The following is a 13,474-nucleotide window of genomic DNA, read 5'->3' on the forward strand; positions in this document are numbered from 1 at the left end:
GGCGGCATCGAACCGCGACAGGTCCAATGACGCCAAGGCGTCAGATGGAATAGGTCGCTCCGTCGGACAGCTGCTCGTAAGGGATCGTCGATCTATTTGAGAGCATTTCAGGCCCCAGATGATTGAGCAGAATGCGCTGCGAGTGTACATCTGGCAATTTGGACAGAAGAACCGGCAGGCTCAGGTGGCCCTCGTAAGGCTGTTCCTCAATATCAAAACATTCACAAATGAATAAATCACTGCCCGCTGAAATTTCGTAAAGGCCATCGACCCATCCCGTATCGCCGGAGAACGCAATAACCCGGTCACAGGTTTCGATGCGCAGAGCAGTGGCGTCATATGGACCCGTGGGATGCTGGACCTTTTTCGACAGGATGCGACGCTCACCAATCTGTAACGGCAGATCCGGCTCAATCTCGATCAATTCAAGCGGAAAGCGCCAGTTCTCTTTCCATGCGCCGGGAAACATACACTCCATCAAGGACTGCAAACGTTCCGACAGTCCACGCGGCCCGAGAATGCGCAGAGGTGTACAGACTCGCGCGCTGTATTCACGGTCCAGCAGGAAGAACGGCAACCCGCCGATGTGGTCGCCATGGAAATGCGTCAACACGATATGATCAATCATCTGTGGGTCCAGCCCGGCGGCGCGAAGCGCAACCAGAGAGGTCGCGCCAAAATCGACAGCCATGGCGCCATGCGCATCGTTGATCAGAAAGCAGCTTTGGAACTGCCCCCCGCTTCCGAATGCATCGCCACAGCCGACCACGTATAGATTCACATTTTTCCGCAAGATCCATATCTCCTTTGGGTATCTAAGTCGCGCCTGAGCACCGGCGCATACTCCTCAGACAGCCATTTCGATTGTGGGGTCGATGACGCGCCCATGCGCAGGCAAATGTATGGGTTCCGTGCAAGGGTGATCATGATAGTCTGGTCACCATCCAGATTCCGCATCGAAGAAACACCCCATGCCTGACGATACCCTCCACCCACGATCGCAGACCGGCGTTCCGACACGCCGCAAACATCCGTTTCGGCGCAGCGCAGTAGAGAAGTATCAGCGCGCATCCGAAATCGACACGCCAGAGCTGAACTTGCGATGGCGCAGGGTCCTGCCGATGATCGGGATTGCGGCCTTGGTCCTGGCCGCATTGGTCTGGTGATCGTGTCGCGAGTATAGGACATGATGACGACGAGAGCTCTGGTCACGACAAGAACACATGGCGTTCTTTGTCCAACACCCGCCGAAACTCGGGCCGGGCCAAAGCGATGTCAGGGTCGCCGTCATGCACGACCTTACCGTCAGCCAGAACAATAACCGCGTCTGCCAGTCGGATCGTGCTTTCCCGGTGTGTGACTATCAGACAGGTGAGTCCCAGATCCCGAAAACTGGCGATCAGCCGCGCCTCGATATCGTCAGGAACCGCATTCATTGCTTCGTCCAAAATCAGGAGTGCCGGATCCGCCGCAAGCTGTCTGGCGATCAGCAAACGCTGCATTTGCCCTGTGGATATGGTGTTGAAGTCGACGATAGTCTGCAGCCCCATCGGCATTGCCGCGACATCCTCGGCCAGTGCGGCTTGATCCAGCAGGTCCCAGGCACGGGCGACACTGACCGTTTCACTGACCGCAAGCTGGGCCCGCAGGGTACACGCCGTTTCCAGATGGTCGTTTTGAAATACCACGCCGATGTTCCTGTCGCGCGCCAATTCGTCGAGATCCCTGACCGACACATTCCCATGGCGGATATCGCCTGACACAGGAGCCTTCACACCCAGGACAAGATCAAGCAGCGTGGATTTGCCACTGCCCGAAGCGCCGGCAAGAACGGTTATGGATCCCGGTTTGAGATAGGCGGAAATATCCGACAACACCGAATGTCCATCGAACGCATGGGAGACGCTCACAACGTCAAGATCTGCCGCTTTGGCGATCTGATGTCCGCCTGCGGTTTGCGGGGTGTCCAACAGATCCCGCAGGTCATTCAGGCGCGAAGACGCCATGACCATGTCACCTCCCAACCGACCCAGATTTGCCGCCCCGACCAGCGCCAGCAAACTGGCAAGAGCTGTTGCGGGATGCGTGTGTATACCCATCGTGGTGAGACCGCCCAGAGCAATCACCCAAGGCATCACACGGATCACGGCCAGCCGCTGCCAGAGCGCCAGCGCCGTTGTAGCGCGAGCGCTTTGCCGGGTTCGCCAATGATCAGAAACAGCTTTGTCCGCCCCAAGCGTCAGAAGTCGCGGTAAACCCGCCATCAGCTGTGCAGTCAATTTTTGCAGATGCGTGTTCTCGTCACGAAATCGAGCGTTCATCTGTCTGAGTGTGAGCGCAGCCATGCCGGGCGCAAAGGCGGTGAGCGCGCAGACCAGAGCCAATCCCGTCAGCACTGGGCCGTGCATCACTGCGATATAGGCCAATCCAAGGACGCTCAGGCAAAGCGCGTAAAGGGCAGCGGGTCCGTCGGTCCTGGCAGACTCGGCCAGGTACCCAACGGCTTTCACTGCATTCAACAGCCGCGAAAACGAGATCCGCTCCAACGCGCCGGTCTGCATGGTGCGGCATCTCAGAAGCAGCTGCAAAAGCAACTGCCGCTCAAAGACAAGAGACATGCGAACCGCGGCGATCCGGCCCGCGATCTGCATCATCCCAAGTCCGACAAGCTCCAGCACCAAGGCAAGTCCGGCCGTCGTCATCGATGTAGGCGGCTGGCTCAGCGCGAGCGGCCAGACGAAGAGGGCCGCGCCAACACCAGCGGCTAGCGCGACCATGCGAGCCACGTCGCGCCGAGCCTTCCACAGCGCCCTTGCGAGCACGGCCCGCAGGGGACGCGTCGCCTGATCACGAACGTCATATAGCGCGACGCCGCGACGCTTGGCCGGGAGTCGTTTTGTCTGCCCCCTAGCCAGGGCGGTCGCGCCGCCATTGTCGTCCAGCAGGATCGAGGGCGCATGTTCAAAGCGCCAATGGTGTGGGGTGAACTGTTGTGTGCGGAACAATACATCGGCTGAGTCCGCAAGCTGGGTCAGCGTTGTGCCCCTTGCGCTTTGGCTCAGTCCCATTTCGCGCGTGACGGCGTTGAAGGCATCCTGCAATCCGGCGGGTGGCCCGGCGGCGGCGGCGGGCAGGTCCAGATCGATGGGCGGCCGTGCCTGCCGCACTTGCGCGGCACCGTCCAGACCATCGACAATGCAACCGTCCTGAACGGTCAGCACCCTGTCGCAGGCGTCAAGTGTGGATCGGCGATGACTGATAACGACGAGCGAAATTCCCTGCTGCCGTAGGTGGTTACGCACCTGCGCCTCGATCGAGGGGTTCAGCGCGTCCAGCGCCTCATCCAGAATGATCACCTTTGGTTTGCGCAATACCGCACGCGCGATTTCGAGCCGCTGCAACTGACCGCCGCTGAAGGTTGAAACTTTCGGGTCCATCAGGGTCTCCAAACCCTGTGGTCGACATTTTACTTCGGTATCGATGCAGGCAATTTCCAACGCTGCCTGAATGTCCTCGTCCGGAACGGCGTCATCCCACAGCGTGAGATTGTCGCGCAAACTGGCGTTGAAGAAAACGGTTTGCTTGTCGATCCAGACGGGCCGATGCCGGTGGGTAACGGGCGAACCCAGAAACGTCACCTGGCCGGTCCACGGGGTAATGAGCCCGGCAAGAACACGCCCAACTGTCGATTTCCCACCGCCCGACGGGCCGGTTATACCCAACTGCTCTCCTTCGTTCAGCGCCAGGCAAAGGCCGTGCAGCCGTGCTGGTTTTCGGCGGCTGAACCCGTGGATGACGTCTTGCGCCATCAACACAGGTCCGGAGTCGGGCGCATCGGAGGGCTGCGGCGCATCTGCGCCAAGCTCCGGTGCCGCCTGTATGTCCCGGACATCTGCCAACAGCCGGTTTGCAATGCGCCACTGACCGCGCACCTGTTTGAGACGGCTTAGAGGCAGCGCCAGGGCAAGAGTCAGGAACAGGATCTGGGGAAGCGTGCCCGAATCCGGCTGTGACCAGAACCACAGGATCGCGCCGCCCAAGAGCATCGGTATCGTCAGACCTGCCAGAAGGTCATTGGCAGTGTCGCTGACATGCCGATTCAAAAGCACCAGCTGCCTGCTGGCCAGACTGCCCATGGAGGACGTCACGAAATTGCGGTCGCCCCCGGCAAATTTCCACAACCGTGGCTGAGCTATTTTACGGGCAAGGCCATCGGCCGGATCGACGCCATTGGCTGTCAATGGCATCATCCGGCCATTCTGCCATGGCAGCGTCATGGCGTAACACAGCCCGATCAATCCTGTGATCGCGGCGACAACGACAACGGCCCCGGGAGCGACATAGGCCAGTCCGACAAGCAGGACAGGCACAGACAAAATGTCCAGCCAACGTGGTGCCAATGACCCTAGGATCGCCTCGGCTATTTGGTGTGGTGCCGCCACAACCTCGGCCAAGCGGCTCGGTATGCGATAGTTCAGGACCTCGGTGTTCAGCCGCATGATATGGCTCAGGAGTGCGGCGGACAGACTTGTCTCCAGACGGCACTGTATGCGTGCCAGCAGGACGTTTCGCGCGATCATCCCCATCGCGAAAAGGGCCACGGCGGCGACGGCGGATGAGCCCTGAAACATCTCGACTGCCAGCCAGATCAGCGCCAGCGCCGACACCAACTGGCCGCCCAGTGCCCCCGCCAGCCCCGCCAGATACGGGCGCAGCAGCTGCCAGACAGCCGGGTCATGTTCGCCTGCTCCCGGATCGCGATTAAATGCCTCGGTCGGGGTAAAGGTGATTGCTATGCCGGTGAAACTGTCGCTGAAAGCGTCTTGGCCGAGGTCCAGTCGTCCCGTGTGGGGGTCATTCAAAAGGACATGTGTTGATGTCATCCCTTCGGCCACGGCGAAATGGATGAAATTCAGATGAACAACCACGGGGAACCCGTTTTGCGCCAATGTCTCCGGTTCGCATCGTCGCACCTTTGGCTCAAGACCGAAGGCACGGGCACCGGCAACGATATCGGCAGCGTTCAGGCAATCACGCGACACGCCGGTGACGCGCCGGATTTCTTCCATTGAAACCGCCCGTCCGTAATGCGCAAGGATGATGCCCAGCACTCCGACGCCGCATTCCGTGGTTTGAAACTGATAGCGGTGCGGCGTCCAGACCTGTCGCCTGCTGAAAAAATCACGCATTCAATCATGCACCTGCCAAGAATATCAGGCCAAAGGATGCATCAGGCAAGGGCAAGATGCCAACAGACGCGGGACGGATCGTATAAAGATTGGGACTGCTGGCAGTTTGAGCGTGTTGGGTCACGCTGTGGGATACTGAAGGTTTACCACCTGGAAAGGACACCCGATCAGCGGTGTCCCAGAGACAAAAGAGCCAAACAATTAGCCTGACATGACGTGCGCCCAGATCATCAAGCTTTATCGGTCCATCCGCAATCAACCGGGCCTTTGGACAGAGTGCAACAATATCGCCGATGAGGAAGCTCTGGCCGCGGCCGCCGCTGTACCGGTCAGTGGCCTGCCAGACGCTGGATCATGCGGTTGAAATTTTCCCCCGCAAAGGACACAGTGTCGAGCAGGTTTTCGTCCAGTTCATCATCCTCCACAGCGCTGCCCGCCGTTTTGGCTTGTGAGCTGCGCAAGCGATCCGCCAGAAACAGCGATAAAGCGCGGTAGAACCGGCTGGAAAATCCTGTGTTATCGTCAAGCTCTTCGCGCATGTCCTGCTTATCGATGCAGAGGACAACCCCCACATCCTTAGCGAGGATCGTCGCCGAAGGCGGCATTGAATCCACGAATGACATTTCGCCAACGATCTCGCCGACGCCCAGTTCGGCCACGACACCGATGCCGTCGACCGATACGTGCAGGTGCCCCTCCAGCACGATATACATATCGTCACTTTTGACCCCCTGTTCGATCAGGACGTTGCCGGCGGTGGTATTGCGCTTGCGACCATTCTTGACCAGCCAGGTGATGTCGTGGTCGTCCAGCTGACCCATGATATAAAGAACTTTGCGCATCGCGTCTTTTTTCCTTTTTCGGTTCAAACGAGCTGTCTGGTGGCAAGATCGCGGAACAATCCATCTGTCGCCATCAGGTCATCATATGTGCCCGACTGAACCACCTGACCGCGATCCATGACGACGATCCGGTCCGCTTTGGCGATGGTGCTGAGACGGTGAGCGATGACGATGCGCGTGGCGTTCAGATGCTTCAGGTTTTCGGTCACGATGGCCTGTGTGCGGTTGTCCAGCGCCGAGGTAGCCTCGTCCAGAATCACGATGCCGGGTTTCTGTAAAAGAGCGCGGGCGATCATCAGTCGCTGGCGTTGCCCGCCCGAAAGGGTTTGCGCTCCATCGACCAGCACCGTGTGCATCCCCATCGGCATTGCCTTTATTTCTTTATCCAGACCTGCCAATTCGGCGGCGTCCCACGCGTCCTCGACGCCCGCCCCGGTAGCGCCGATGATGTTGCTGGCAATTGATCCGGGGTTGATCCGCCCTGCCTGCAAAACCACACCGATCTGCGCGCGCACCGCGCCCAGATCCAGATCCGACAGCGCCTTGCTGTCGAACAGAATCTCGCCGGATCCGGGCGTTTCAAACCCGATCAACAGACGCACAAGTGTTGATTTTCCGCTACCCGATGCGCCGACAATCGCCACGAATTCACCCGCCCTGATGGACAGATCCAATCGGTCGATGATCACAGGTCCGTTTTCAAGATAGCTGAAACTAACGTTACGAAAGTCGACGTCGCCCGACAGTTTACCCGGGTCGGTAAAGCCACCGATGCGTTCGGGAACCGCCTCAAGAATAGGTTTGATGCGGTTCAGCAGCGGCGCGACCTCGGTCAGGTTTGACAGCGCCAGCGCAATACCGATGAAGGCCGCCAGAAACTGCCCAAAGGCGGCATTGAAAGAAATGAAATCCGCCGTGCTCAGGGTGCCGGGGGATTGTGCCCCCGGATCACTGGAAACAAGCGCCTCCAGCGCCGCCGTCTGCGCCATCGACTTCAGTATCATCGCGGCCGATACAAAGACAACGATCGACGACAGGACTGGAATGACTGCACTGAGCGTTTCCGTCCAGTTCGCCCACTTCTGAGCGTGTCGTTCACGTTCTTTCTGATCAAGCAGCCGGACCAACCAGCGGGAAAAGGCGCGTCGTTCAGCGGCGGCGGTCCGTAGTTTTCCGACTGAACTGACAAGCTGCACCGTCAACCCGTCCAGCGCCCCCTGATTGCGCACGATGTCCGCCTGGGCGCGGCGTTGCATCACCGTCAGCCCGGCGATCATGCAACTGAGGAAGACTACAAAAGCCGTTGCGATAAGTGCGAGACGCCAATTGATGAAGAATAACAAGATAAAGCTGGTCGTGGAGAAGATCCCCAACAGAAGCGCCTGGATCATATTGCCCGAAAGCAGCGTCCGGACCTTTTGGATGGCAAGCGCGCGATCCGCCAGATCGCCGCCTGAATAACCGCCAAAAAAGCCTGCGGGCAACATGATCAGCCGATCAAATACGGCAGCTTGCAGGAAATGGTCGATCCTGCTTTCCAGTCGCAGAACGTTGATCGCTTGAACCAGTCGAAACGCCGCCGCCCCCAATGCGATCATGAACAGGCCAAGCGCGGCTTCGGCCAAGCGGCTGACTTCGGCCCGCGGGATCACATCGCGCACCAAATAGCCGGTGATCAGCGGGGTTGCCAACGCCAGCAGCCCGACCAGAACCCCCATCAGGATCACCAAGGAAAATTCGCGCAGATTGCGGCCAAGAGCGTTACGCAGCAGGGTGCCCAGATTTTGCGGTGCGCTTGGCGCTGTCGGGTATAAGGCAAACGCCTCGCCTTCAAGAGTTTGGGCCTCGGCTGGCGACAGCCTCCGGACATCTCCGGTGCTGCCGTCGTAGATGCTGTATGCTCCGGTTTTTTGCAGCAGCAGGGCAACAGGGTAGCGCGGATCGCCCTGAAAGGCGATCAAAGGTCCATTGTCCGCTTGATGCCAATCGTCCCTGAGCAGGACGCGTCGCAGGCGAATTGCGTTTATCGTAGCCAATGCGCGCAGCCGTGAATCAAACCCACCTTTGAGGGACGGATGCGACAACGAGACCTCCCCAGCACCAAGGGCGACAGCGACCATGCCGAAACACCTGGCTATCGGGTCCGTGGTCCGGCTGTTGATCTGGTCAGCATGCGCATCACGATTTGAAAGAATTGCGTTGGCGCGTTGGAGATCTGCGTCTTGGACTGAGATTTCCAGCGCGCCGCGCCGCGCCATCCTGTCCCGCGCGGCATCCTCCCTTTCACCGATCATGTGGCTTGCATGGGTCATGACCTGCTCGGACAGGGTGGCCAACCCCGTGGCCACATCCCCGTCACGGATCTTTGCCAGTGCCGCGCTTGCCGGGTTATCGTTCTCTTGCCGCCCCAGAAAACCGACAAGCCGTTCTGCCCATGCCATGATCGCAGCGGCCTGTTCGCTCTCGATCAGTGTGTCACGTGCAACCTGTCGGAGCTGACAGGACAGCGATCCAACCATAAGCAGCCGAACCTGATCTGAGCGACCTTTGTCGGGGTCCAGAATGTCTGGCATCCCTATGATCAGATCACCGGTGTCAATTTCGAACACTTCCAGTCTTGCGCTTTCCTGTCCGTCCGGCGCTATGATCAGAGCAAAAAGATAGACCTTTCCCTTTTCAACAACCCAGGCGCGGTCTCCCGGATCGGCAAAGATCGGCGCACTTGCATTGCACGAGACCAATGGCCCAGCCGGGCTTTCAGGCCAGCCGTCCCGGTTGGAAACGGCTATGAAGGGACGCACCGCCATATCTACTGCGTCTCCAGCAAGGCTGCATATTCACCCTTTGCAGCAACCAACACGTCATGGGTGCCTCTTTCAACTTCGCGCCCGCGCTTCAGAACAATGATTTCATCGCAATCGCGGATGGTACTCAGCCTGTGCGCGACGATCACACAAGTGACCCCGCGCCGACGCAAGGCATCGTCGATCAAGGCTTCGGTAACCGGATCAAGCGCGGCAGTTGCTTCATCCAGGATCAGAACCGACGGCTCCCCAACCAGCGCGCGGGCGATTTCCAGCCGCTGCCGTTGACCGCCGGAAAAATTCATGCCGCCTTCGGTTACATGGGCTTGCAGCCCGTTGGGCCGTTTTTCGATCTCTTCCGCAAATTGCGCGTCGCGCAGCGCGGCCCAGATCACGGCGTCGGAGATACTGTCGTCCCAAAGGGTCAGGTTGTCGCGTATCGTGCCCTCAAACAGGAATATGTCCTGATCCACATAGGCAACGGACCCGGAAAGAATTGTCCGATCAATCAATCCGATCGGAATGCCGTCGTACAGGATTTCGCCCTCGTCCGGATCCATCAAACCGGCGACGATGCGACCGATTGTGCTTTTGCCACTGCCCGATCCCCCGACCAGCGCGATCCGACGTCCGGGCTTGAGGACACATGAAAAATCGCGGATGAACGGCGGATCCAACGGATTATAGCCGAAACTGACGTGCCGCACCGCAACCTCGCCGCGCAGTTGTCCAAAACCGCTTTGCTGTGTGCCGTAACCGGGCAACGTGGGATTGGGTTGATACCGAAATACGTCCTCGATCCGGGCCAGATCAGAGCGGATCATCTGAACCTTGCTGCCAAAACCGACCAGGTTGGAAATGGGCAAGGTGAACGCCGCAACCAAAAGTTGAAACGCGACCAGATCCCCCAGCGTCATCTGCCCCTGGATGACCCTCAGCGCCCCGAAACACAAGGCGACCACCGCAGTTAACGCCGAAAGGAAAGTCGGCATGACAGCGATCATGGCGGACGTCCGGCCAACCGTCTGCCCTGCGTTCAGAGCCTTGGCCTGATAGCCGGACCAGGTGGAAAACATCTCGGACTCCAGCGCCCCGGCCTTGATGCTTTCGATGGACCGAATGGCGCCCACGGTTCTGGCGAACATGGCACCCTGGCTCTGCATCAGGTTCTGCACCCCGATCTCCTGGCGCTGAGACACGGCCTTGAGCACCATGAAGTTGACCATGGTGATCAGCACGATGGCGCTACCCATGACGGGATCGTAAATCAGCATGACCCCCGCCAGAAAGACCGCCGTGATCGCCCCAAGAAACGCCGAAGCCAACTGCCCCGAGATAAGCGCGGCAACCCGCCCCGGGGCCGCCAACCGGTTGGCCAGCTCACCGGGGGCGCGTTGGTTGAAAAAGGCAATCGGCAGTTTGAGGATGTGGTCCAGCAAACGGCTTGCCATGGACAACGACAGTTTCAGTTCCATCCGCAGCAGCAGAAATTGCTGCAGCCAGGTGTTTACGCCCAGCAACAGGACCGTCGCCGCCATCGACAACGCGAGCGGGACCAACCAATCTTCCCTTTGCGCAATCAGGATGTCGTCCACGAATATCCGGGCAAAAGCAGGTATCACGATGCCCGGAATGACCAGCGCAAGTGTCAGGATCGCCACAAGGCCCAAAGCGCTGCGCGAGTTTCCCATGTACTGCCAGATCATGCCCCAGGTGCTTGTCCGGCGGCCCGACTTCTGGAACTCCGAATTAGGCGCAAAGGCCAGCAGGACACCGGTAAATGACTCATCAAGCGCCGCACGAGATATCCGGCGCGGCCCTGAGGCAGGATCATTCAGCCAGGCATGGCTCTGACTGATGCCTTCCAGCACAACATAGTGGTTGAAGTTCCAGTGGATGATCGCGGGCAGCTGAATGTCTTTCAGTCCCTCGGGTTCCTTTTTGAAACCCTTGGCGTTCATGTCATAAAACCGGGCCGCCTTGCACAGGTTACTGGCCTTAGAGCCGTCTCGTCCCACGCCGCATTTGATGCGCAACTCTTCCAAAGGCACCCAGCGCCCGTAGTGGCCCAGGATCATCGCCAGACAGGCGGCGCCGCACTCCACTGCTTCCATCTGCAAGATGGACGGGCAGCGGGCGCGATGGAAGATCCTCGGCCCTTTTGGTTTGAACTGGTTTGTGGCGGGGGGCGCGGCTGTCAAAATGTCAGCCCGGTGTATTTGCGCAAGGCCGGAATGACCAACTCGATCGGCTTGCGGCGGCGCACAATTATTTCCGCGTTGGCAAGGCTTCCTGCAGTGATATCGGTCGGCGGCCCGTTGCCTGATGTCCAGCGCAGACCGCTTGCGGTCGTGACGTCGGTGTCCAGATCAATTCTGGCGATGTACTGGGGACCTTGCGCCGAAAACCGCTGTACCAGGCTTTCGTTCTGGACGATCGCACGGATCCGTTCGGGGCTGACCGGATATTGCGAAATCGACGCGACCGTGCCGATGATTCCGCCAAATTCTTCTTTCTTGATGTTGGCGGGCTGCAGGGCAACTGACTGTCCCAATTCCACGGACTTACCGGTGTCGGACGGCAGAAATACGACTCCTTCAAGACCACCTTGACCTTGAGCAAGGCTTAGGATGGCCTGATCTGTAGTGACCCGCATCCCGACCGTCGCCTTGACCTCGCTCACCCGCCCCGAGACTTCTGCCCTGAGGGTTCCGGTCCGTTCCAGCAGGCTTTGCAGCCTGTCGCGTTCGCGCCGCGCATCTTGCAGCTGCGTTTCAGAGGCCAGCAATTCACGTTCCTGCCGGGCGGAAAGCTGGCTGGCCCCCAGATCCAGTGCGATGAGTTCACTTCTGGTCGATCTCACATCCTGCTCGGACTGGCGCAGCCGGTCGCGGGTGGCCACAACACGGTCGCGCACAACAAGCCCGCCGGCCTCAAGCTTGTCCATGTCAATCATCTGTGCCGTCAGATCGTCCTGACGTTCCTGCGCGGATTGCAGAAATTCCGACAAGTTTCTGCGCAAGGCATGTCTGAGAAGGTGGCTTGAATCGGCCTCTTCCGCAAATAATTTTTGCAGCTTTTGCAGGGCCTCCGCGCGTTCCGTGACGACGTCCTGAGCCTGCTTGAGTTGCACCTCGATCTCGGGCTGATCAAGACGACCGACAATATCCCCTGCTCTGACCTGATCAGCGACCTGAACATGAAGTGCAGTAATGCGGCCGCTTTGCGGGGCGACGACGGCAAAAACACCGCCATTACGCTCCACCAGCATTCCATCGCCCGTTACATAGGATGGGATCGTGCCGACGACGCTCCAGCCAATTGCGCCTGACAAAAGGGCGACGATCAACAGCGTGGCCAGCCAGGTGCGCGGACCATTCACAGTCACCAACTGGTCCAGTTGATCTGGTGTGGAAAGACGCTCAAGCGCCGTCTTCCGGAATAAGCGGTTTTGGGGCTTAGCGCCACTCATGATGGCAGAAGACCTTGATATAGTTATGGCTATCAGGCGTGATTATTTTACTCCGGTGAGATCATTTCGGAACCACCACCCGCAGCCACCAGCTCAAGCGCGTCGTCGCTCAGCCCGTCATCCCCAATCAGGTCCTGAAGGGTATCGCCCAGCTCACGGTCAAGAAAGCGGTCGATCTCTTGGACCGTAATGTCCCGACGACCGGCGTCACAGCAGATCTGGACGAGCACCGTTGGAGCAATTCCTCGCCGTCTTGAAGCCCTAACAGCTATGCAAATGCATTCGGCGTATTTTTGACTTGTGAATGAATTTCGCGGATGGCGGGTTTGGTATCGCTCATGGGATCATTGCTCCGCATGAGTTGTTTCTTTTACCGCTTTCCATCCATGACCAAGGCAGACAAGGAAGGCCCGCACCTCTTGTCAAACATTTGATTCCATTTCGCAACTGTTGGAAGTCCCGGCAGAGACCAACTCCAACTCTTCGTCGCTTAGGTCTTCGTGGTTCATCAATCCGCCAAAATCATTGTCGAGTATCACAGAGACGGCCTCGGGTGTCATATCGGGGCGACCGGCACCGCGCGCGATGCTGCTGACCCGCTCAACCAACTCCTGGCGGTCGCTCATTTGCATCAGCTCTTCAAAAAGAGCAGGCGAGCTGCAGATCTGTGCATAGATTTCTGGAACAGTTGGGCTGACTGCTTGCATGTGGAAAATCCTTTTTTGTCTATGAACCACGGTCGACAAAAACCGATAGCCGCGGGTCACAGGACGCCGCGCCTGAATGTTACACAATTCGCTTGCGTGCTTCGCTGCTCTTTCTTGACGAAACATCCCAATTGGTTGACCTGTCGTCCCAGCCGGGCCTGGTTGGCGACCAAGGGAATTGGTCTGGGGCCGGAATTGCGGTCATTTCTCACTTGCAATACGCGCATGAAACGCAGTCGCGGGATGTCAAACGCCACCCAGATAACGGGTCATCTTCGCGTCCGTTCTTGCTGCACCAATGGTGTAGCGTCGCACGACAGCCCCGCGAACGATTGGTTCAACGAACCTTTGCCCCGCGCCCGATAGTTCAGGCTGAACAACCTGATCCGACGAAGATTTGGGAAGTTGACGGCCTGTGTTTCGGGATGAAGGCAGCGCACAACGCCGCCATGATGAGGGC

The 13,474-nt window shown here is 58.7% G+C and carries 10 protein-coding genes; 1 reads left to right on the top strand and 9 read right to left on the bottom strand.

Going from position 1 to position 13,474, the window contains the following annotated elements; translation table 11 throughout:
• Positions 1-40: 40 nt before the first annotated feature.
• Positions 41-781, bottom strand: a complete 741-nt coding sequence (locus tag CHB75_RS19895) for an MBL fold metallo-hydrolase (protein WP_342745326.1) — start codon at positions 779-781, stop codon at positions 41-43.
• Positions 782-971: 190 nt separating this feature from the next.
• Here CHB75_RS19895 and CHB75_RS19900 point away from each other — a divergent pair, with 190 nt between their 5' ends.
• The gene (locus tag CHB75_RS19900) at positions 972-1,166 is read left to right on the top strand and encodes a hypothetical protein (RefSeq protein WP_089273745.1); all 195 of its coding nucleotides are present in this window, start codon (positions 972-974) and stop codon (positions 1,164-1,166) included.
• Between the two features lie 42 nt (positions 1,167-1,208).
• On the opposite strand, the gene CHB75_RS19905 is transcribed toward CHB75_RS19900, so the two are convergent.
• The 8 genes from CHB75_RS19905 to CHB75_RS21885 form a co-directional block, all read right to left on the bottom strand.
• Complete coding sequence (locus CHB75_RS19905; RefSeq protein WP_089273747.1) at positions 1,209-5,189, bottom strand: ATP-binding cassette domain-containing protein; 3,981 nt, start codon at positions 5,187-5,189, stop codon at positions 1,209-1,211.
• A 329-nt stretch (positions 5,190-5,518) separates the two neighbouring features.
• Positions 5,519-6,031: a cyclic nucleotide-binding domain-containing protein gene (locus CHB75_RS19910; protein ID WP_089273749.1), complete on the bottom strand. Its 513-nt coding sequence runs from the start codon at positions 6,029-6,031 to the stop codon at positions 5,519-5,521.
• A gap of 23 nt (positions 6,032-6,054) precedes the next feature.
• Complete coding sequence (locus tag CHB75_RS19915; protein WP_089273751.1) at positions 6,055-8,838, bottom strand: NHLP bacteriocin export ABC transporter permease/ATPase subunit; 2,784 nt, start codon at positions 8,836-8,838, stop codon at positions 6,055-6,057.
• 2 nt (positions 8,839-8,840) lie between these two features.
• Entirely contained in the window at positions 8,841-11,036 is a 2,196-nt protein-coding gene (locus tag CHB75_RS19920) for an NHLP family bacteriocin export ABC transporter peptidase/permease/ATPase subunit (RefSeq protein ID WP_281253245.1), read from the bottom strand.
• A complete protein-coding gene (locus CHB75_RS19925) occupies positions 11,033-12,307 on the bottom strand; it encodes an NHLP bacteriocin system secretion protein (protein WP_089273753.1) in 1,275 nt (424 codons plus the stop codon). Before CHB75_RS19925 ends, CHB75_RS19920 begins: the two co-directional genes overlap by 4 nt.
• Before the next feature lie 47 nt (positions 12,308-12,354).
• Positions 12,355-12,537 (bottom strand): hypothetical protein, encoded by a 183-nt coding sequence (locus CHB75_RS19930; RefSeq protein WP_089273755.1) that lies wholly within the window; start codon positions 12,535-12,537, stop codon positions 12,355-12,357.
• Positions 12,538-12,729: 192 nt separating this feature from the next.
• Positions 12,730-13,014: a hypothetical protein gene (locus tag CHB75_RS19935; RefSeq protein ID WP_089273757.1), complete on the bottom strand. Its 285-nt coding sequence runs from the start codon at positions 13,012-13,014 to the stop codon at positions 12,730-12,732.
• A 269-nt stretch (positions 13,015-13,283) separates the two neighbouring features.
• Positions 13,284-13,474 (bottom strand): hypothetical protein (locus tag CHB75_RS21885; RefSeq protein ID WP_217898815.1); only part of this gene is annotated, 191 nt, incomplete at its 5' end.

The organism is Puniceibacterium sediminis (assembly GCF_900188035.1).
Taxonomy (GTDB): domain Bacteria; phylum Pseudomonadota; class Alphaproteobacteria; order Rhodobacterales; family Rhodobacteraceae; genus Puniceibacterium; species Puniceibacterium sediminis.

What these genes read in the sequence shown, in the direction of transcription:
- CHB75_RS19900 (WP_089273745.1), top strand. Translation starts at nt 972, where the DNA reads ATGCCTGACGATACCCTCCACCCACGATCGCAGACCGGCGTTCCGACA.
- CHB75_RS19905 (WP_089273747.1), bottom strand. Translation starts at nt 5,189, where the DNA reads ATGCGTGATTTTTTCAGCAGGCGACAGGTCTGGACGCCGCACCGCTAT.
- CHB75_RS19910 (WP_089273749.1), bottom strand. Translation starts at nt 6,031, where the DNA reads ATGCGCAAAGTTCTTTATATCATGGGTCAGCTGGACGACCACGACATC.
- CHB75_RS19915 (WP_089273751.1), bottom strand. Translation starts at nt 8,838, where the DNA reads ATGGCGGTGCGTCCCTTCATAGCCGTTTCCAACCGGGACGGCTGGCCT.
- CHB75_RS19925 (WP_089273753.1), bottom strand. Translation starts at nt 12,307, where the DNA reads ATGAGTGGCGCTAAGCCCCAAAACCGCTTATTCCGGAAGACGGCGCTT.
- CHB75_RS19935 (WP_089273757.1), bottom strand. Translation starts at nt 13,014, where the DNA reads ATGCAAGCAGTCAGCCCAACTGTTCCAGAAATCTATGCACAGATCTGC.